Origin of the sequence: Actinoplanes sp. NBRC 101535 (assembly GCF_030269225.1) — a bacterium.
GTDB lineage: Bacteria > Actinomycetota > Actinomycetes > Mycobacteriales > Micromonosporaceae > Actinoplanes > Actinoplanes rectilineatus.
Genome location: NZ_BSSY01000011.1, coordinates 72584 through 93569 on the forward strand (window position 1 = coordinate 72584; position 20986 = coordinate 93569).

Annotated in this window: 17 protein-coding genes; all 17 read left to right on the forward strand. The window is 73.5% G+C overall.

Features of this window, described 5'->3' with window-relative positions; all coding sequences use genetic code 11:
- Positions 1–2 precede the first annotated feature (2 nt).
- Genes QSK32_RS28165 through QSK32_RS28245 form a run of 17 tightly spaced genes read left to right on the forward strand, consistent with a single transcriptional unit; the run spans position 3 to position 20920 of the window.
- On the forward strand, positions 3–2252 hold the full coding sequence (locus QSK32_RS28165) for a phage tail sheath family protein (protein WP_045746315.1): 2250 nt from the start codon (positions 3–5) through the stop codon (positions 2250–2252).
- A gap of 11 nt (positions 2253–2263) precedes the next feature.
- Positions 2264–2716, forward strand: coding sequence for a phage tail protein (locus tag QSK32_RS28170; RefSeq protein WP_285473617.1), 453 nt, complete (start codon positions 2264–2266; stop codon positions 2714–2716).
- Positions 2717–2720: 4 nt separating this feature from the next.
- Complete coding sequence (locus QSK32_RS28175) at positions 2721–4217, forward strand: phage tail sheath subtilisin-like domain-containing protein (RefSeq protein ID WP_285473618.1); 1497 nt, start codon at positions 2721–2723, stop codon at positions 4215–4217.
- On the forward strand, positions 4214–4702 hold the full coding sequence (locus QSK32_RS28180; RefSeq protein ID WP_045746312.1) for a phage tail protein: 489 nt from the start codon (positions 4214–4216) through the stop codon (positions 4700–4702). The genes QSK32_RS28175 and QSK32_RS28180 overlap by 4 nt, the downstream gene beginning before the upstream one ends.
- The gene (locus QSK32_RS28185; protein ID WP_045746311.1) at positions 4702–4884 is read left to right on the forward strand and encodes a putative phage tail protein; all 183 of its coding nucleotides are present in this window, start codon (positions 4702–4704) and stop codon (positions 4882–4884) included. Before QSK32_RS28180 ends, QSK32_RS28185 begins: the two co-directional genes overlap by 1 nt.
- Positions 4881–5549: a CIS tube protein gene (locus QSK32_RS28190; RefSeq protein WP_045746310.1), complete on the forward strand. Its 669-nt coding sequence runs from the start codon at positions 4881–4883 to the stop codon at positions 5547–5549. The genes QSK32_RS28185 and QSK32_RS28190 overlap by 4 nt, the downstream gene beginning before the upstream one ends.
- The gene (locus QSK32_RS28195; protein WP_045746309.1) at positions 5546–6724 is read left to right on the forward strand and encodes a phage late control D family protein; all 1179 of its coding nucleotides are present in this window, start codon (positions 5546–5548) and stop codon (positions 6722–6724) included. The genes QSK32_RS28190 and QSK32_RS28195 overlap by 4 nt, the downstream gene beginning before the upstream one ends.
- Positions 6721–7416, forward strand: a complete 696-nt coding sequence (locus tag QSK32_RS28200) for a phage baseplate assembly protein V (protein ID WP_045746308.1) — start codon at positions 6721–6723, stop codon at positions 7414–7416. Before QSK32_RS28195 ends, QSK32_RS28200 begins: the two co-directional genes overlap by 4 nt.
- The gene (locus QSK32_RS28205; protein ID WP_045746307.1) at positions 7413–7808 is read left to right on the forward strand and encodes a GPW/gp25 family protein; all 396 of its coding nucleotides are present in this window, start codon (positions 7413–7415) and stop codon (positions 7806–7808) included. Before QSK32_RS28200 ends, QSK32_RS28205 begins: the two co-directional genes overlap by 4 nt.
- Before the next feature lies 1 nt (position 7809).
- Complete coding sequence (locus tag QSK32_RS28210) at positions 7810–9918, forward strand: baseplate J/gp47 family protein (RefSeq protein ID WP_285473619.1); 2109 nt, start codon at positions 7810–7812, stop codon at positions 9916–9918.
- The gene (locus QSK32_RS28215; protein WP_285473620.1) at positions 9911–11968 is read left to right on the forward strand and encodes a putative baseplate assembly protein; all 2058 of its coding nucleotides are present in this window, start codon (positions 9911–9913) and stop codon (positions 11966–11968) included. The genes QSK32_RS28210 and QSK32_RS28215 overlap by 8 nt, the downstream gene beginning before the upstream one ends.
- The gene (locus QSK32_RS28220; RefSeq protein WP_285473621.1) at positions 11965–14058 is read left to right on the forward strand and encodes a phage tail protein; all 2094 of its coding nucleotides are present in this window, start codon (positions 11965–11967) and stop codon (positions 14056–14058) included. Before QSK32_RS28215 ends, QSK32_RS28220 begins: the two co-directional genes overlap by 4 nt.
- 30 nt (positions 14059–14088) lie before the next feature.
- Positions 14089–15330: a hypothetical protein gene (locus QSK32_RS28225; RefSeq protein WP_285473622.1), complete on the forward strand. Its 1242-nt coding sequence runs from the start codon at positions 14089–14091 to the stop codon at positions 15328–15330.
- Positions 15327–17342: a hypothetical protein gene (locus tag QSK32_RS28230; protein ID WP_285473623.1), complete on the forward strand. Its 2016-nt coding sequence runs from the start codon at positions 15327–15329 to the stop codon at positions 17340–17342. Before QSK32_RS28225 ends, QSK32_RS28230 begins: the two co-directional genes overlap by 4 nt.
- Before the next feature lie 3 nt (positions 17343–17345).
- On the forward strand, positions 17346–18482 hold the full coding sequence (locus QSK32_RS28235; protein ID WP_285473624.1) for a hypothetical protein: 1137 nt from the start codon (positions 17346–17348) through the stop codon (positions 18480–18482).
- Positions 18482–19036 carry a hypothetical protein gene (locus QSK32_RS28240; RefSeq protein WP_045746565.1) on the forward strand — a complete coding sequence of 185 codons (555 nt, stop codon included), beginning with the start codon at positions 18482–18484 and terminating at the stop codon, positions 19034–19036. The genes QSK32_RS28235 and QSK32_RS28240 overlap by 1 nt, the downstream gene beginning before the upstream one ends.
- A 45-nt stretch (positions 19037–19081) precedes the next feature.
- The gene (locus tag QSK32_RS28245) at positions 19082–20920 is read left to right on the forward strand and encodes a hypothetical protein (RefSeq protein ID WP_285473625.1); all 1839 of its coding nucleotides are present in this window, start codon (positions 19082–19084) and stop codon (positions 20918–20920) included.
- Positions 20921–20986: the final 66 nt, after the last annotated feature.

The following is a 20986-nucleotide window of genomic DNA, read 5'->3' on the forward strand; positions in this document are numbered from 1 at the left end:
GGATGCCCGAGTACCTCAGCCCCGGGGTCTACATCGAGGAGACGGTCGCCGGCCCCCGGCCCATCGCCGGCGTCGGCACCAGGATCGCGGGCATGGTCGGGGTGACCGCCCGCGGGCCGTCCACCGGCAAGCCGGAGCTGGTCACCAACTTCCTCGACTTCCAGACCCGGTTCGGCGGTTTCCTGCCCGACCCGCCCGCCCCGGTCCTCGACCGGTGGGAACGCGACGAGGGTGAGGGCGGCCGCTGGTGGACCTTCGCCCTGTCGGTGAAGGGGTTCTTCGACAACGGCGGCAGCCAGATCTACGTCAAACGGGTGGTCAGCGGGACCGCCACCGCGGCCCGGACGACACCCGAACCGGGCACGGTCACCGAGATCACCCGTGACGCGCCGGCCGGGGAGAACGTGCTCGCCGTCCGCCACCTGATCGGTTTCGTCGGGGCGAACCCGCAGGTCACCGTGGTTCGTGGCGACAACGGCACGGAGATCGGCACGAGCACCGTGGTGGCCTACTCCGCCCGCGGCACCGAACTGACCCTGGCCGCCCCGCTGCCCGCTGAGGTCCGGGCCGCCCGCGGCGACCACGTGCGGCTCGACGGCGGCGCCACACCCGGCCCGGCCGACCGGGTGACCTTCACCGCGATCAGCCCCGGCGGCTGGGGCAACGGGACCGTGGTCCGGTCCCGTCCGGTGACCGCCGCGATCCTGCCGCTGCTGCCGGCCGGCAGCGAGGGCGCGATCTTCCTGACCCGGGTGGCCGAGGCCGCCGACGAGAACTCCGCGACGGTCCTGGTCACCGCGGCGCCCGGCCTCGACGCCGGCGAGGTGTGGGTGCAGATCGGTGCCGACCGGCACCAGGTGACCGTCGAGCCCGCCGCCGACGGCGACGAGACCGTCACCCTGACCTTCGCGTCCGGCGCCGAACACCCGGCCTACGAGGCGGACACCGCGGTCCGCCGGATCCGCCGGTCCAACCCGCCGCACGAGGCCGGCGGCGGAGAGAGCGGACCACCGCTGCACGTCGGCGGTGCGGGCCGCCTCTACCCCGGTGCGGTCGTGCAGCTCGACTCCGGCACCGCCCTGTCGCTGCACCGGGTCGCGGCGCTCTCCGGCACGCAGGTCGTCCTCGACCCGGACGTGCCGCGGGAGTTCTTCGAGACCGAGACGATCCAGCTGGTCGAGGCCGAGGTGGTGGTGCAGACCGCGGACGGCGTCACCGAGACGGTCGACCGCCTGCGTTTCCAGGACGGGCCGTCCGGTCTCGCCGAGACGGTCGCGGCCCGGTCCGCGCTGGTCCGGGCCGGCACCGGGCTCACCGGGCAGACCGACGCGGCCACGTTCCTGGCGGCGCTGGGCGGCCGGGCGTTACCACTGGCCGACGGCGACGACGGGTTCGAACAGCTCCGGGTCGACGACTTCACCGGCCCCAACGGGATCGGGGCGCTGGAGACGGTCGACGAGATCGCCCTCTGCGCCGTACCCGGCATGTGGGCCGGCACCGTGCAGTCCGAGCTGATCAGCCACTGCGAGTTCATGAAGGACCGGTTCGCGATCCTGGACCCGCGCGACGACCTGGACGTCGCCGGCATCCAGGCGTTCCGCGAGCCGTTCGACACCAGCTTCGCCGCGCTCTACCACCCGTGGCTGATCACCCGGCACCCGTCGAGCGGCCAGGACGTGCACGTCGCGCCCTCCGGGCACATCGCCGGCATCTACGCCCGGACCGACGCCGAACGCGGGGTGCACAAGGCACCGGCCAACGCGGTGATCCGCGGCATCCGGGCCCGTGGCGGCCTGGTCCGCGACGTCACCAAGCGCGAGCAGGACCTGCTGAATCCCCGCAACATCAACGTGCTGCGGTTCTTCCCCAACCAGGGCTACCGCGTCTGGGGCGCGCGGACCCTCTCCTCCGATCCGGCCTGGCGCTACGTCAACGTCCGGCGGCTCTTCCTCTTCCTGGAGGAGTCGATCGAGGAGGGCACCCAGTGGGTGGTCTTCGAACCCAACAACGAGTCGCTCTGGGCGCTGGTCAGGCAGACCGTCGGCAACTTCCTCACCGGCGTGTGGAACACCGGGGCACTGGCCGGGACCACCCCGGAGGAGGCCTTCTTCGTGGCCTGCGACCGCACCACGATGACCGAGGACGACCTGCTCAACGGCCGCCTGGTCTGCGTGGTCGGCGTCGCCCCGGTGTTCCCGGCCGAGTTCGTGGTCTTCCGGATCCAGCAGCTCACCCAGCAGATCCAAGCCTAAGGAGCAGTGGCATGCCGCCGGTCATCCGCGACGATCCGTACGCCGCCTACAACTTCCAGGTCATCGTGACCAACGTCAGCGACGACGGCACCGCGGCGAGCGGCGCCTTCAACGAGGTCTCCGGCCTCGAACTGGAGATCTCACCGATCGAGTACCGGACCGGCTCCGAGGACATCACGGTCCGCAAGATCCCCGGGCTGAAGAAGTTCACCAACATCACGCTCAAGCGGGGGATCACCGGGTCGGTGGTGTTCTGGAACTGGATCGTGGAGGCGCTCAACGGCAAGGTCCGGCGGACCTCCGGGGCGATCGTGATGCTCGACGAGAACCGGCAGGAGGTCATGCGCTGGAACTTCGACCGGGCCTGGCCGACCAAGTACACCGGTCCCACACTGAGCGCCGGCAAGAACGAGATCGCCATGGAGACGCTCGTGCTGAGCGTCGAGAGCCTCACCATCGCGTGACGTCATGACCGCCACCCTTCCCGGCCTGTCGGTGACCGCGGTCGCCGCGCCCGCCCCGGACGACCCGCTGCGCACCGACGTGGCCGTCTTCCTCGGGCGGACCGTCCGCGGCCCGGCCGGAACACCGGTCCGGGTCACCGGATGGGACGAGGTGCTGCGCGCGTTCGGGCCGCCCGCCGGTGACCGGGCCACGCCGCGGGCGCTGCACGGCTACTTCGAGAACGGCGGCCGGGTCGCCTGGGTGATCCGGGTGTCCGGTGCGGGCACGCCGGCCGCGACCGAGTGGACGATCGGTGACCTGCCGCGGGCCGGGTTCGGCCACGGGCGGTACCGCGTCGTCGCGTCCAGCCCCGGCGGCTGGGCCGGCGGCACCCGGGTCGCGATCCGGTTCCAGGCCAGCTCGGTGGCCGGCCCGCCGACGGTGACCGTGCGGGTCAGCACCCCCGGCGAGCCGGCGGAGACCTTCGCCGGGCTGCCGCCGTCCGCGATCACCGAACGGCTGGCCGCGTCCCGGCTGATCCGCCTCGAACCGCTCGGACCACCCGCCGCGCCCCCGGAACCGTCCGGCCCGCTCACCGCGAGCTGGGACCTGATACTCACCGGCGGCACCGCGGCCGTACCGTCGCGCGACGACTACCGCGCGGCGATCCGCACCCAGGCCGACCTGCCGGAACCGGCGCTGGTCGCGCTCCCCGACCTCGGCGCCGACCTGGCCGGGGAGGACTGGGAGGACACCGTGCTCGACCTGCTCGCCGAGGCCGACGCCCGCCACGACCGGCAGGTCCTGCTCGACCTGCCGGCCGCCGCCGGCGACACGGACACCGCGGTCGCCCTGGCCCGGCGGCTGACCGGTCGCGGCGACGACCTCCTGCGGTCCGCTGCCGTCTACCACCCGTGGCTGGTGATGCCCGACCCGGCGGTCGGCCGGGACCGCACTGTGGCGGTGCCGCCCAGCGGGCACGTGGCCGGGCTGATCGCCCGCCTCGACGCCGAGCGGGGCACCCACCACACCCCGGCCAACGCGGTGCTGCTCGACGCGGTCGACCTCGACCCGCACCTGCCCGAGGCACAGCAGGGCCGGCTGTTCACCGCCGATGTCAACCTGCTGCGCAGCGCCCCGGGACGGGGACTGCTGGTGTGGGGCGGGCGCACGCTCGGCGGGGGATTCGTCGCCCACCGGCGCCTGACCCACCTGCTGGTCCGGGCCATGAACGGGGCCGCCGGGCCGCTCGCCTTCGACGTCAACGGCCCCGAACTGCGGCTCGCGCTGGTCCGGGCGGTGACGTCGGTGCTGCTCGCGGCGTACCGGTCCGGGGCACTGGCCGGAGACCGCCCGCAGGAGGCGTTCCGGGTGCGCTGCGACGACGAGAACAACCCACCCGGAGCCGACCCGGCCCTGGTGGTCTGCGACGTCCAGGTGGCACCGGCGACCCCGATGGAGTTCATCACGATCCGGCTGGTGCTGGGTCAGGACCGCGGGCTGGAGGTGCTCGAACAATGACCGCGCCGCTGGACCCGCTCGCGAAGTTCCGGTTCGTCGTGACCCTCGACCCCGGCGACGCCTACCTGCCGCCGGCCCAGGCGCAACTGCTGCCGATGGTCGCCGCGGGCGCGTTCCAGGAGGTCACCGGCCTCGGGGCCAGCCTGGACGTGCTGGCGTACGCCGAAGGCGGCCGCAACGACTCGGTCCACCAGCTGCCGGTCCGCCACTCGTGGAACCGGATCGTGCTGAAACGCGGCGTCGCCCGCGACCCGGGGCTCTGGTCCTGGTATGCCGCCGGCCTGGCCGGCTCGCTCGGCGCCCGCCGCGACGGCTCGGTCGTGCTGCTCGGCCCGGACGGCGTACCCGCGGTCGCCTGGACGTTCCGGGCCGGGCTCGCCGCCAAATGGACCGGCCCCGACCTGCACGCCGAACAGAGCGCGGTCGCCGTCGAGTCACTGGAGATCGCACATGAGGGGCTCAGCCGCGTGGGAGTGGGGGACTGATGGCATCGGTGACGATCCACAACCTGGAGGTCCGGTTCCAGGTCGACGGCGACGACCAGGCCGTGTTCCGGCAACTGTTCGAACGGCACATCCGCGCCTGGGCGCAGGCCTACGAGCAGCAGTGCGCGCAGACCGACCGCAGCCGCCGCGAGCGTGCCATCGGCGACCGGGAGGCCCGGTGACCACCCCGATCGCCGCCGCCGGGCAGTCCACCGCCCTGGCCCGGCTGGAGATCGTCCGGCCGCGGATCGCCGACGAGCGCCTGCGCCGCATCCCGCTGAGGTTCAACCCCACCGACTACAAACTGAGCAAGAGCAACACGTACGCCGAAATCGGTATCCCCGGTCTGGAATCGCCCCCGATCCAGTACGTCCGTGGCGGCTCCGAGGAACTGTCCCTGGAAGCGCTCGTCGACACGTCGGACACCCTGGAGGACGTCCGCGAGCGGTACGTCGACCGGCTGCGCTCGCTGATGACCCCGGACAGCCGGGAACACGCCCCGCCGATCGTCCGGTTCGTCTGGGGTCGCTCGGTCTTCACCGGCGTGGTCGCCAAACTCGACATCACCTACCAGCTGTTCCTGCCGGACGGCGTGCCGCTGCGGGCCAAACTCGACCTGGGCCTCAAGGAGTACCGGTCGGCGGCCGCCCAGGCCCAGGACCCGCCGCGCTCCTCGCCGACCGTGGAGAAGAGCTACCAGGTCCGGGCCGGCGACACCCTGACCAGCATCGCCGCCGCGCTCTACCGCCGGCCGGACGCCTGGCGGGAGCTGGCCCGCGCCAACGGCATCACCGATCCGCGGGAGCTGCGCCCCGGCCGGATCCTGATCGTGCCGAGGCTGCGATGACCGCCCAGGTGGCCCCCGCCGACCGGTACGCCCCGGAGTTCCGGGTCGACATCGAGGGCCTGGAGATGGATCCGGCCACCAAGAACGACGTCGTCGAGCTGAAGGTGCACCGCGACGTCGACGACATGTCCGGCTTCGACCTGACGCTGAACAACTGGGACGACCGGACGCTCACCTTCAAGCACAGCGATTCGCCCCGGTTCACCGTCGGCCAGCGGGTGGTGATCCAGCTCGGGTACGCGGACCGGCTGTGGACCGTGATGGCCGGCTCGATCAGCACGATCAGCCCGCAGTTCCCGGACAGTGCCGCCTCCACGGTCGCGGTCAGCGGGGTCGACGGCATGCAGAAACTCAAGGACAGCAAACCCGCTGAGGGCGTACCCAAGATCTACACCGGGCGGACCGACGCGGAGATCGCCGCCGAGATCGCCGCCCGCAACAAGCTGCAGATCGTCACCACCGCATCCGCGCCCCGCTACGACCAGGTGATCCAGAAGAACCAGGACGACGCGACGTTCCTGATGGAACGGGCGAAACGGATCGACTTCGACTGCTTCATGCTGCCCGACCCGGACAGCGGCGCGGAGACGCTCTTCTTCATCCGGCCGACCGACGGACGCGACGGGTCGCCGATCACGGTGTGGCGTCTCGCGTACGGGCCGGGGCTGGCCGGCGGGCCGTCCGACCAGCCGGCCGGGCTGTTCCCCAACCTGCTCAGCTTCACGCCGACGCTGACCCTGGCCAAACAGGTCGGCAAGGTGACCGTTCGCGGCTGGGACCCGCGGACCAAGCAGGCGATCAAGGGAACCGCCTCGGCCGGCGACCTGCCCCGCCCCGCGGACGGCTCCGGCGGCGGGCAGAGCGGTCCCGAAGCGGCCGGCAGCGCACTCGAGGGCCGCCAGGACGTGGTGATCGACGCGCCGGTGACCAGCGAGGAGGAGGCCCGCGAACTGGCGGTCAGCCTGCTGCGCGAACGGGCGTACGAGTTCGTCACCGGCACCGGCCGGGTGGCCGGGCTGCCCGAGCTGCGCCCCGGCGACAACGTCGAGATCCACGGGCTGGGCCGCCGGTTCTCCGGCACCTACTACGTCAAGCGCGTCGAGCATTCACTCGGCTCCGGAGGCTTCTTCACCGACTTCACCGCCCGCCGCATCTACGCCGGAGGAACCGCATGACCACGGCCGCAGCCCGTTCGCGCAGCACCGACCAGCGCTACTACGGCGTGGTCCCGGCCCTGGTCGAGGAGGTCGAGGGCGACGACGAGGGCCGGGTGAAACTCAGCTTCCCCTGGTTCGACGACGGCACCGTCACCGACTGGTGCCGGGTCTCCCAGCTGTACGCCGGCAACGGGTACGGCACCTGCTTCGTCCCGGAGAAGGGCGACGAGGTGCTGGTCGCCTTCGTCCACGGCGACATGCGGTTCCCGATCGTCCTCGGCGGGCTCTACAACGGGCAGGACAAGCCGCCGACGGACCGCCGCGAGGGCCGCGACCGTAAGACGATCCGAACCCGCCACGGCCATCAGCTGACCTTCGACGACCAGCAGGGCCACGCCGCGGTCCAGGTCATCTCGGCAGCCGGCCACAAGGTCGAACTCGACGACGAGGGCAAGGCGCTCCGGATCACCGCGGCACCCGGCGGCACCGTCGCCATCCAGGCCGACGGCGCGATCACCCTGCGGTCGTCGCAGAGCATCACCCTCGACGCGCCGCAGATCGCCCTCGGCGACGGCGCCACCGAGCCGGTCGTCCTCGGCACCCGACTGGTCACCCAGTTCGCCGCCCACGTGCACGGCAGCGGCACCGGCCCCACCACCCCGCCGACCGTGCCGATCACCGTCGTCTCCGGGACGGTGCGGACCCGATGACCGACGCCGGATTCCTGGGCAGCGGCTGGCGCTTCCCGATCGTCCCCGACGAAGCCGGGCGACTCTCCTACGCCCACGGCGAGGAGAGCATCCGCAGCTGCCTGCTCGCCCTGGTGCAGACCGGACTCGGTGACCGGGTGATGCGCCCCGACCTCGGCACCCGAGCCCCGGACCTGGTTTTCGCCCCGGACAGCGTGCAGAACCTGCGCGACCTGGAGGACTCGATCCGCGACGCGATCCGCCGGTTCGAACCCCGCGTCGACCTCGACGCCGTCGACGTCGAAACCGTCCCCGGCGAGGAGAGCACCGTGACGGTCGCCGTCCGCTACCGGATCCGGCGCACCAACACGAAGGGCAACCTGGTCTTCCCCTACTACCTGGGGCTGGCCTGACATGGCCGGGCCGACCCTCGACGACCTGACCTGGGACACGCTGATGGAAGCGGTCCGGCAGCAGATCCCCGCCGAGTCGGGCGGGCGGTGGACGCTGCACGCACCGGTCGACCCGGGGATCACGGTGCTGGAGCTGTTCGCGTACCTGTTGGAGCAACGGCTCTACTGGCTCGACCAGGTGCCGGATGCGCTGGTCGTGGCGGTGTTGCGGTTGCTCGGTCTCGACCCGCCGCGGCCGGCCCGCAGTGCGGGCACGGTGTTGCGGCTGTCCGGGCCGCCGGCCACTGTGCCGGCTGGGGCCGGGTTCGCCCGGGATCTCGCCGGTGACCTGGTCTTCACGCTGGACCGGGCCGTGACGATCCTGCCCGTGGACGGTCCGGTGCGCCTGTGGTCCGGGGGCCGGGAACGCAGCGACGATCTCGCGGCCGGGCACGGCGTGCCCCTGCTGACCGACAACGATCTCCGCATCGTGCTGTCGCCGTCGTCCGCCGCCCCGGATGGCCTCCTGCCGCCGTCTGTCGTGTCGGCGCCCTCCGGGGACGTTCTGTCGTTGTCGGTGGTGCTCGACAGTCCGGTGCCGCCGCAGTGGTCGCCGGACGCGGTCGACGACGTGGCGCCCCCGGCGACGTTGACCTTCACCTGGTTCGAGCCGGACGCCGACGGCACGCCTGTCCGGGAGTTGCCGGCCGTGACCTCGGTGGAGGACGGCACCGGCGGTCTGCGCCGCTCAGGGGTGCTGCGCCTGCCGACACCCGCTGATTGGTCACGGTCCGTGCCCACGCATGGTTGGGGCTTGCGGGTACGCGCGGAGCACCCCTCCTTCGCCTCCCCGCCGATCCTGCTCGCGCTGGCCCCCAACGCCGCGGTCGCCCGCCACCGGGAGGCCAGGGTTGCCACCGGCGACGAGTTCGCCGCCCAGGTGGGGGACTGGCTGCGGCTCCCCGGCCAGCGTCTGCTCCTGCCCGACGCCGGTGACCTGCTGCTGGACGCGGTCGTCACGCTGCGCCGCGATGGCCGGGACACGACCTGGCACGCGGTCCCGGACCTGACCTTCGCCGGACCGGCCGACCCGGTCTTCCTCCTGGACCGCGCGGACGGCGCGGTCGTGTTCGGCGACGGCCTGACCGGCGCGATCCCGGTCCCCGACGCGGGACCGGCACTGACCGTCGTATACACGCGCGGCGGCGGCGCGGCCGGCAATGGAGGCAGCACCGGCAACTGGTTCCCGATGCCCCCACCGTCGTCGCCCGCGTCCACACCCGGCCCCGAACCGCTGTCCTCGCTCGCTGCCGGATCGTGGGGGTTCGCTCCTGATCTGCTGGACGGGTCCGTCTCTGAGCCGGTGCCGGCGGGCGTCACGGCGAGCAATCCGGTCCCGGCCGAGGGCGGCGCCGACCCTGAGACGATCGCCGAGGCCCGGATCCGTGCCGCCGACGAACTGGCCACCCCGGCCCGCGCCGTCACCGCCGCCGACTTCGCCGAGCTGGCCGTGACCACGCCGGGGGTGGCGGTGGCCAGGGCGTACGTCGGCGTAGGCGAACATCCCGGCTACCCGGGCACCACGGTTCCCGGGGCGGTCACCGTACTGGTGGTGCCCGAGATTCCTCGAGCCGTCACTACCGGCATCGGAACGACCGGCGCAGGTGCCGACAGCCGGGGAACGACTGGTGCCGTTGTCGACCCGCGTCCTGACCCGGGGCTTCTCGAGGCGGTGCGGCGGCGGCTGTGTGATGCCCGGCTGATCGGCACCGAGTTGTTCGTGGGGCCGCCCCGCTATCGGGAGGTCGCCCTGCACGTTGCGCTCACCGCCCGGCCCGCCGCCCCCGACGCTGTCGAGGCGGTGCTGCGTGACGCTCTGCTGCGCTACCTCGACCCGATCAGCGGGGGTGACGACGGCAGCGGATGGCCCTTCGGCGAGCCGTTGCGACCGTCCGTCCTGCTCCGGGTCGCGCAGGAAGCGGCCGGGGACGCCGCCGAGGTCGCCGGTGTCGCCATCGGCCTGGACGGTGAACCACCGCGGATCCGATGCGACGACGTCCCGCTACGCCCCGGCGAACTGATCGTCCTGCGTGAGTGCACAGCCGATCGGGCGGAGGCGTGCGATGAGTGACCCGGTGTGGTGGGAACGGGCCGCCGAGCCCGATCAGGCCGGCCGCGATCTCTCCGGATCCGGTCAGGTTGGGCGGATCGTTTCCGGTCCGGGGCCGGCCGGGGTCCAGCCCGAGCTCGTCGCGGCCACCAAGGAGGCGATCCGGGCCGAGGTCAGTGCGCTGATTCCGGCATACACCCCGGACTGGACCAACCCGGACCCCGCTGACGCCGGAGTGGCGATGGTACGGCTCTTCGGGACCATGGCCGAACCGGTCCGGGCACGGCTCAACCGGTTTCCCGAGAAGATGCTCGCCGAGTTGCTGGCGCTCGCCGGGATCGGTGGGCGGGCGGCCACCCCGGCGGCCACGCTGGTCCGGTTCACCGCAAGCCACCCGGACGGGGCCTCGGTGCTGGTGCCGCAGGGTGTGCGGATCAGCGCGCCACCGGCGCCGGGGGAGCAGGACCAGGTCTTCTTCGAGACCGGCGACGACCTGCACGCCGCTTCCGCCACGCTGGCCGCGACGGTGGTCGCCGACGCCGGGCGGCTCGAGCCGGTGACCGGCGCGTTCGCCCCGTTCGGGAACCGTCCCGGACCGGGTGCCGCGCTGTGGCTGGGATTCGACGGGGGCGTTGTTTCCGCGTACCCCACGATCTCTCTCGGCGTCGTGCTCGCGCCGCGTGACGGAGAGGGCGGCAATGCGGCCTTGCGGTGGGATCTGCTGTCAGGTGACCGGATCGTTCCGGTACAGGTGGAGCGGGACGGTACTGACGGGCTGCGGAGCACCGGTGTGGTGCGGCTGCGGCTGCCCCGCACGTGGGAGCCGGGGCGGCCGCCCGGGTCGCGTCCGCTGCCGGTGTTGCGGTGGCTGCGGGTCATGCCCGCCGGTGGTACCCCCGTCGCGACGCCGCAGGTCACGGCTGTTCTGCTGAACGCTGTCACGGCCACCGCGGTGCGGACCGTCCGCGGTGAGGTGCCCCAGCCGGTCATCGGCGACCCGGGCGGCAGCTCGGGCGGCGGCGCGGGCGGCGGCCGGACCCGGCTACGGCTCAGCCAGGTGCCGATCGTGACCGGCAGTGTCCGCCTGACCGTGCGGGACGACACCGCGGCCGGAGTGTTCGGCACCGCCGAGGCGTCGCGGACCGGCTGGACCGAGGTGCCGAGTCTCGCCGACCGCGGACCCGCCGACCGGGTGTTCACCGTCGATTCCGCCAGTGGTGTACTCACGTTCGGTGACGGCGTGCGCGGTGCCCGGGTGCCGCAGGGCTTCCGCAATGTGGTGGCCGATTCCTATCAGGTGGGTGGCGGCGCGGCCGGAGCGGTGGCGGCCGGGGCGATCCGTTCGCTGGTCACCTCGTTGCCGTTCGTCACCGGCGTGACCAATCCGTTCCCGGCTGCCGGGGGCGCCGACGCCGAACCGGCCTCCGACGTGCTGCGGGACGGCCCCGCGCTGCTCCGGGCCTCGGGCCGGGCGGTCGCCCCGGACGACTACGGCCTGCTCGCCCGGCAGACGCCCGGTGCACTGGTGGCCCGGGCCCACGGGATGCCCGGCGTCGATCCTCGCCGGCCCGGTGTGCCCGCACCCGGTATCGTCGGCGTGCTGGTGGTGCCACTCGTCCCGGACACCGGCGAGCCCCCGGTCCCGGACCGGCAGACGCTGGGCGCGGTCGAGGCCTTCCTCACCGCCCGGGTCGCTCCCGCCGGGGTACGCGTGATCGCGGCCGCCCCGCGCTACCAGCGGGTCGCGGTCGACGCCACCGTGGTCCTGGACCCCGGCCGGGACCGTGCGGTGCTGCTCGCCGAGGCCGCCGACCTCCTGTTCGAGCATCTCCATCCGGTCCGCGGCGGCGCCGACGGTGCGGGCCGGCCGTTCGGCGGCGTGCTGCGGTACACCGCGCTGGTCCGTCGCCTGCTGGCCGTCCCGGGGATCCGCGCGGTGCCCCGGTTGACGTTGACCGTCGACGGTCTCCTCGCGGCACGCTGCACCGACGTGCCGTTACGTCCGTCGGCGCTGCCGTGGCCGTCCCGTCCGGTGCTCACTCCCGCCGAGCCGGGGGAGGTCGTCCGATGAGGGGCGGATCGCTGTTCCGGCTGCTCGACCCGCACGTCGGCTGGGACGCGCGGAATGCGACCGGGCTGACCGGGTTCACCGAACCGTCCGGCCTGCGCCTGGCCACGACCGATGCGGCACTGGACCGGCAGGAGCTCCTGCCGTGGTTCCCGGACCGGCGGCTGGCGTTCGCGGGCGGCTGGTTCCTCCGCACGAGATCCGGGCTGCTCCGCCTCGATGCGGGAGACACGACGTGGCGACCCGTCTGGCTGGCGGGCCTGGCATCCGGTGCGCCTGAGGCCGCGATGGGCGTGGCATCCGGTGCGCCCGAGGCCGCCATGGGCGTGGCATCAAGTGCGCCCGAGACCGAGGCGAGCGTGACGTCCGGTGCGCGCGAGGGCGGGGCGGTGGCCGCTGCCGGGCACTGGATCGGGCTGGCGGGGCGCGGCGGCGTACACCTGTGGTGGCGTGAAGGGGAACAGCTGGCGGCCCACCTGCCGCACCCCGGCGCTCTGCTCGCGCTCACCGAGTCCGGCGACGCCCATGTGGTACGCGGAACCGGCACCGACGTGTGGCACTACCGTCCCGGTGGCGCGCCCGCAGGGGTGATCCGAACCGGTCTTCCGGGGCGGATCGAGGGCCTGCGCACCGGTCCCGGGCGGACGTTGTGGCTGCTCGTCCGGGACGACTCGGGTCTGTCGCTGTGGCGCTCGACCGGACGGGACAGATCCGGGCCGTTCGTGGCGGCCGGTATCGAGGAGGTCGCGGCTGCCCTACGGCCGAGCGGACTCGTCGCCACCGACGACAGCGGGTTCCAGCTTGACCGGATCGGATCGTTCGACTGGGACGGCGCCCCGGCCCCCGCACCGCCGCGCCCGGCCCCCGCCCTGGTCACCGACGGTGAGTTGCACACCCTGCCGATCGACAGCGGGCTACCGCGATGCCGCTGGCACCGGGTGAGCCTCTCCGCGGACGTGCCGCCCGCCGCCGGGCTCGGCGTCGCGGTCACCGTCACCGAGGACGGCGTGGCGCCGGAAACGCCCGCCGACTGGCAGGCAGCCCCGCCCGGTGCCCGCGACCTCCTGGTGCGGTTGCCGCCCGGGCGGTTCCTCCACCTGCGGTTGCGGCTCACCGGCGACGGCGCGGTCACCCCGGTCGTCCGCCGGATCCGTCTCGACTTCCCGCGGACCACCAGCGCCGAACTGCTGCCCCCGGCCTTCCTCTCGGATCGGGAGAATCCGGCCGCCGATGATTTCACCCAACGGTTCCTGGCGCTGTTCGACACCACCGTCGCCGGCGTCGACCGGGTGATCGAACGCTACCCGGCCCTGCTCGATCCGGCGGGCGTCCCGGACCGCGTGCTGCCGTGGCTCGGCGGGCTGCTGGGCCTCGCCTTCGAAGCGGGGTGGGGTGCCGGCGTGCGCCGTGAGTTGCTGGCCGCGGCACCACGGCTGTACCGGCGGCGCGGCACGCCGTGGGCGGTCCGTGAGGCGGTCCGGATCGTCCTCGGAGTCCGCCCCGACCTTGTCGAACAGGCCGCCGGCCGGTCCTGGCTCCGACTCGGCGGATCGTTCACCGAGGTGCCGCTGTCCGCCCGAACGTCGCTGTCCGCCCGAAGGTCGCTGTCCGCCCGAACGTCGCTGTCCGCCGGGGTGCCTCAGCCCACCGGGGTGCGGCCGTCCGTGGGTGACGGGGCACTGGGCGGGGTCCGGCTCTTCGGGCGATCCGCCGCGCGGTTCCGGGTCGGCACCTCCGCGCTGTCCTCCGCACCGCTGCGCAGCGACGGCGATCCGGTGCAGGACCCGCTGACCGCGGACGCCTACCGGTTCCGGGTCGTGCTGCCCGCCTCCGCGGCGGGGGTCGACGCCGAGGCCCTGCGGCGGCTGGTCACCGCGCAGGCGCCCGCGCACACCCGGGCCGGCATCACCCTGCCCGGCCCCGGCTGGGTGGTCGGCCTGCACTCCGTGGTCGGCGTCGACACCGCCTTCACCGTGCCACCGCCCACGGTGATCGGGAAACCCCTGGCCGGCACGGTGCTGGCGCCGAGCCGCCGGGGACAGCGCACCGGTGTGGTGGTCGGCGGAGCTGTCGGTGACGGCGTGGCCTGGTGACGTGACGTGTCGAAACGAGGGAAGAGAGCCATGACGGAGACGGAAACCGGGTTCGCGGTCCGCGCGCTGCGCCGGCTGCGGTACTTCCACGGGCAGCTGCTCGGCGCCCGCGACCTGCAACGCGAACAGGCGTACCTGCGCGAGAAGATCGCGTTGCCGGTGCGGTACCTGCTCGGCTACGGCGTGGTCTGCGGTCTCCTCGTCGAGGGTGTCGGCGACCATCACGACAGCGCCGCCGACACGACGGACGAGAGCGCCGCCAAGACGGATGAGAGCGCGGCCGACACGACGGATGGGAAGGACCGGCGGCGTCGTGCGCGGGTCCGGATCACGCCCGGCCTCGGCGTCGACGACCGTGGCGAGCACATCGTCGTCCGCCGGGACTGCGACGTCGACCTGTGGGAGGCGCTGCCCCCGGACGAGCGCACCCGCGAGGGCCGGGAGGTGACCACGGTCTGGGTGGGTGTCGCGTACGACGAGGAGGCCGTCGAACCGACCCGGACCGTCTTCACCTCGGGCTGCTCGGACTCCTCCGACTGCGAGTTCGGCTGGACCGACGAACGGCATCGGGTCGTGGTCACCAGCAAACAGCCGGAACCCGACCAGCGCTGCGAACGGTGTCCCGGCGCCGACGACGACCGCGACTGCGAACACCCGGTGCTGTGGCTGGCCCGGATCGACGAGATCGACTGGTTCCGGCCGGTCCGGGGACACCGGATCGACATGACGATCCGGCGACCGTTCGGACGGCGGGTGCCGACCGTGATCACGGGGATCAACTGGATCCACGGTCACACGTACACGATCGAGGAGGCCTCTGCGCTGCTCGGCACGCACAAGGAGAGCGGGGGTCTGCGGGTCGCGTTCTCCGACGACGTGCGGACCGACAGCCTGCGCCGCGGCGTGGTCGACATCCAGGTGATCGAGGGCGGTGCCGGGCGGAACGCGGACAGCTGGTTCATGGGTGGCGCCTTCCAGGACCTGCCGGAGACCGAGTACACCCGCGGGTTCCGGTACCGGCAGACCACCCGTGAGGTGCTGCAGGACGACGACCGCGTGATGATCACCGTCCGGGCCGGGTTCCTGCTGGACCGCTGTTGCCGGCCGGTCGACGGCACGCACGTCGGCGGGCGGGTCCCGCTGATCGACGGCGAGGGGTACACGCCCGACTCGTGTCCGGTTCCGCCCGGCGGGGTCGGCCCGTGGACGTCCGGCACCGGGGCCGGCGGCGACACCTTCGAGAGCTGGTTCTTCGTCCGGGAGGAGCGATGACCACCACCACGACCCCGGCCCGCTGCGGCTGCGGCGGGGCGGCGACCAGCGCGTCCGGCGGGTTCAGCCGGCCCACCTTCTTCGCCGGTCAGCTGTTGACCGAGGACGATCTGCAGGCGCTCACCGGGTACGTCACCGGCAAGAACCGGTTGCGCAACCGTCTCCTGTACGGGCCCGGCGTCGTCCGCGGTCTCGAGGTGACCTGCGAGCCCTGTGGCGGCGGCACGGTCGCCGTCCACCCGGGGTACGCCCTCGACTGCCAGGGCAACGACCTGGTGCTGGGCTGCACCGAACGGGTCGACGTGCCGGCACTCGTCCGGGACCTGCGACTGCACACGACCGGTGCGGACTGCGACGACTGCGACGACGACCAGGACCGCCGGTTCGGCCTGTACCTGCGCTACACCGAGGTCCCGTCCGACCCGGTCGCCGCGTATCCCACCGCCGAGGGGCCGTCCGGGGGCAGCTCGCCGACCCGGATCCGGGAGTCCTGCTCGTTCACGGTCCGCCACCCGCAGCGGTCCGATCACGCGTACCGTCCCGCCACCGCGCTGGACGCCCGGCTGGGGAACGGCACCGGTGAAGGCGCCGAGGTCCGGGCCGGTGACGCGCATCTGGCCCGCTACCACGGCCCACTGCGCAACACGGTGCTCGCCGCCGGTGACACCGTGCCGTTCCGGGCGGGCGAGTCCGACCCCGCCGATCTGGTCCTGCTCCGGGCCCGCCGGTCGACGCTGGAGGCCGTGCTCCGGGAGACCGGCCGGGAACTCCCACCGGGGGACGTCCAGAGGCTCACCGAGTCGACCCGTGCGCTGGCCGCCTCGGTCGCCCACTTCGAGGTCTCCGACCGCCCGGGTGAGGCGCAGGAGGAGGCGGCCGTCGCCCGGGGCGTGCTGGCGACCGCGACCGGGCGGCTGGACGGCACCGACACCGTCGCGAACTGGGACGACGAGCACCGCCGGAGCCTGGCGGCCGCGGTCCTCACCGAGGTCCGGGACCGCCTGCGGCAGGAGGGGGCGGACCCGGCGCCGCTGGAACTGCGGATGCTCGCCCAGGGCGCGCCGCTCTCGTACGCCCTGCGTCTGGTCCTGCAGCGGCATCTGGCCCGGTTGCGGCACTGGCTGCTGGCCCGGTACGACACCGTGCCCGGCCGCACCACCTGCGCGATCGACGACACGGTGACCGGTCTGGCCCTGCCGGTGCCGTTGCCGTCCGAGCCGACCGGTGACCGGCTGCACCCGGCCGCCACCGAGTTGGAGACCACCGCCGCGGCGTTGCGGACCCTGCACGGCGCCCTGCGGTCGTTCCTCGCCGAGAGCGCCTGCTCGGCGCTGCATCCGCCGGCCGACCGCTGCGGCGACACCGAGGTGCTGCTCGCGGTGCTGACCGTGGACCGCTGCGAGGTGACCGACATCTGCAACGCGGGCCGGGAGCAGGTCCGGCCCGGCGGCAGCGCCTATGCGGCCTGGCTGCCCGTGCTGCCCCGAGCGACCGAACTGGCCGCACGGGTGTGCTGTGAACCTGTCGCCGGGGAGCCGCTCGATCCCGCGACGCCCCTGCCGTACCTCCAGGATCTCTTCGACCTGCCGCCGGCCGGCGACCTCGACGAGTTGCTGGCCCTGATCGCCTCCACCGCGGGGCCGGAACCGGTGTCGCCAGTCAAGGAGGCCAAGGAGGTCACGAAGGTCAAAGAGGTCACGAAGGTCGAGGAGGTCACGGAAGCGGTCGAGCCGGAGGTCTCCCGGGCCGACCTGGACGAACTGCGGGAACAGATCGGGCAGCTCACCGCCACGATCGCCACCCTGCGCCAGGAGAAGGCCCCGGCCAAGGAGCCCGACCCGCCCGCCGCAGCGCCGGTGAAGAAGGCCGCCCCCGCCAAGAAGACCGCCCCCGCGAAGAAGGCCGCCCCCGCCAAGAAGACCGCCCCCGCCGAGAAGGCCACACGTGCCGCGGCCAAGAGCACCCCGAAACCCTCATCTCCGAGCGCCGGTTCCGGCGAGGCGGGTGGCTGATCCATGGCACAGACCTCATCGGGTACGGACGTGCAGCGCCCGACGTTCTTCGAAGGCCAGATCCTGTCCGCGGCCGACCTGACCGCGACCGTGGACCACGCCCGGAACCACGCCGCACGCCACGACCGGTACCTGCACGAGTGGGGGATCGCCGAGGGCCTGACTCTGGTCGCCGAACCGCGCACCGAACCGTCCGGCGCCGTCACCGTCACGCTGCGCCCCGGCGTCGCCGTCGACGGCACCGGACGGGAGATCCTGGTCCCGGCCCCGGTGACCCTCTCCGAGACACAGTTCGGCGAGACCGTCGGCAGCGGCTCGTCACCGGCCGACCGGCACCCGGTCCTGCTCGCCGGCCTGGACCGCGAACCGGTGGCCACCGGCCTGCTCGACGACACCGGTGCCGACCGGATCGACGAGTCGTACCAGGTGCTGTTCCGGAGGGCCGGCGACGAACGGCTGGTCGCCGAACAGGTCCCGCCCGCGGTCGGCGACGGCCCCGGCGACGGCACCGAACCGTGGCTGATCCTGATCGGGTACGTGACCTGGCGCGACGACCACTTCACCGCTGTCACCACCACCGGGCCGGTCCCGGTACGGTACGCCGGGGTCCGCGCCGACACCGTCGCGGCGCGGTCCGGCGCCCTGGCCCTGCGCGCCCGGCCCGAACCGGCGCAGGGCGGCTCGGTCCTGACCGTCGCCGACAGCACCGGCCTGACCTTCGGACGGTTCCGCGCCGACGGTTCGGTCGACCCGCTGCTCGTGGTCACCCCCGACGGTGACCTCACCGTTCGCGGCTCGGGGGCGCAACGACCCGGCACCACCTCGGTAGCCTCCGGCGTCGCCACCGACGGCATGGTCCTGCCGCTGCCGGCCGGCGTCGACGAGACCCGGGTGACGAACGGCGCGACCCTTCTGCATATCACCGTGACACCACAGTCGTCCGGGGTCGCACCGGCCACCGACGGCGTGTGGCTGCCCGGCACCGTCGATTGCAGCGTGGACGAGGACCGGCGGCTGCGCTGCCGCATCCGCTGGCTGCGCGTCGACGCATCCGGCCCGCAGTGGCACGACCTGCCCGGCGCGGCGTCGTTCCTGGTACTGGCGACGACGGCCGAGGCCGGCGAGGGGAGTGCCGCCTGATGCGCCCGATCGTGGTGTACGCGACGCGCACCTTCCACGTCCTCGGCGCCCTGACACTGACCGGTCCCGCCCGCACACCGCCGGACCTCACCGGCGCGGACTTCCCCCTGTGGGCCGGCGGGGATGACGGCGTACCGATCCCGCTGACCGTGCCCCGGACCGAACTGGGCCAGGCGGTGGTCGCCGACCAGCCGGGACTGCACCGGGTGCCGCTGGCCTTCGGCGTCCAGGAGGTGAACGGCGTACCCCGTCCCGACCTGCGCCTGCTGCAACCCGGCGACCCGTCCGGTGGGCCGCTGCTGCCCCCGTCCGGCAACGTCACCGTGGGCCTGGCCGCCGCCGAGGTGACGGTGACGCTGCCGGCGGACGCCGAGGCCGACCTGGAGGTGCTGCTGGTGGTGGGCGGTGCGGGCGGCACTCAGCGGTCGGAGACGGGCCAGGTACCGAAGGGCGAGCGGGAGAAGAGGTTCCGGATGAACCTCTCGCCCGGGTCCTATGCGGCGCTGGCCCTGGTGGAGACCTGGCGTGGCGTGGTTCACCAGGCCACGATCTGACCCACGTCCGGAGGGCGCGGCGATGGCGAGGGAGGAGGTGGCGAGATGAGCGTGCCGGGGGAGATCGTGGTGCGGAACTGTGCGGTGACGGTACAACGGTCCGGCGGCTGGAGCTGGGGCGCTGAACCGGGCCGGCTTCCCGAACGGGTGGTCGGGATGCTCGCGGCGGCGCTCCGGGAACGGTATGCCGACCAACTCGCCGGTGAGCACGACGTCGAGATCACGGAGCCGGTCCGGTTCGAGGTCCGGGTGTCGATCAGTGCCCTTCTCGACGGGGTGTTGCCGGCTACTGAGCGTGTGCGGACGTACCCCGGGGATGTGAATGAGGCCGCCGCCGGGACGCCTGGCCTCGCCACGACGGACCCGGCCCGACGGGGCTTCCCGGCGGCCATCGGCTCGGCCAGGGAGCCCGGCGGCGACCTCCGGGGCGAACCGGACTCGCCGGACTCGCCGGACCCGCTGGTCGCGGCGGGTGCCCTGACCGGTCCCGCCTCCGCGGACGCGGTCGTCTCCGCACGGACGGTCGAGATCCTGCCCAGTCTCGGTCTCGAGGCGTTGCTCAGCAGCATGCCCGAGCTGGACCCGTCACTCGCCGAAGCAGTCCTGACCACACTGGCCGATCCCCGATCCGATTCCTCTTCGACGGTTCCGGGCACCTCGCCTGCCGGTGGCGCAGCGGAGGCGGCGCCGCATCGTGCTGCTGGTTCCGGCTTACGGCGTCGCAGCGGTGACGTTGAGGTCGGTTCGGCGCTGCCGTTTCTGGTAGCGGCGGCCCTCGACAGTGTCGATCTGCTTCCCGCGATGGCTCCTGCCCTGGCCGGGACGATCTCGTCGGCCGGGGAGGACATCGGCGAGGAGGCGGGGCGGTTCGCGTTCGTGGTGGCCCTGCAGGTCCTGGGACCGCTGCGGCACGGCTGGTTGCGGGACGGTCGCGACCTGGCTGACGCGGCGGTGTCCGCCGGCTTCGACGAGCCCCCGGACGCCGCGGCACTGACCGGTTTCGCCCGCCGAGCGGCACCGGCCCTGCCGACCCTGGCCGGGCTCGCCGGCCTGCTGGTCTGCCGCGGGCACCCGGCCGGTCGGCCACTGCTGCTGGCGGCGGCCCACCCCCGGCACGGCGGCGGCATCCTGCTGGTCGACCCCGACGGCCTCTTCCCGATCTCCTGGACCACCACGATCGCCCCCGTGCCGCACCTGCTCAGGGCCGCCGGCGCCGCCTCCGGGCCAGGAGCGGCCCCGAGCGCCTCCGAGACCGGTTTCGCCCAGACCGCGGTGGTTGCCGGGGATGCCGGTGGTGAGTCACGGTTCTGGGCGGGAGCGATGCCTCCGCTGCTGGTCGCCGGGTCGGCTGCGGGACCGGGGTCCGCACTGGCGGCCGTTCCGATTCCGGTACTGGCCACGCTCGCCGACGGCGGTGTCCCCTTGATCTGCGACGCTCCTCCGGTCCGGGGCGACGACCGCTGGCGGCGGCTCGGTGGGCGACGACGACTGTGGGCGACGGCCGGGGCTGCCGGTGTTCCGCGCGACCTCGACCTGGCGCTGCTCACCGGGCAGGTGGACGAGCTGGTGACCACGCTCGCCGCACGCTGGTCCCAGCCGCTGGAGCGGTCGGGTGAGTTCGGGCGGACCGTCGCGCTGATCGCCGCACTCGGACTCGGCACGCTCTCCTGGCAGCTGTGGCGGCACCGGGAACCGCCGGATCCGCAGCTGGCCCTCGCCCGCCTGGGAGACCTGGGCGCGACCGTCCGATACGGATCAGAGGAGGTGGTGGTCCGGCTGCCGTTGGGCCGCAGGTTTCAGGACCTACGCGACCGGGGTGTGCTCCGGGACGTCCCCGCCGTCCCCTGGTTCGGCGGCCGAACCGTCACCTTCACCGGGGGCTGACCATGACCCGCGTCCTGACCTCCGCCGCGACCCACGCCCCGCTTCTCGACGGCGGCGGCGAGAGGG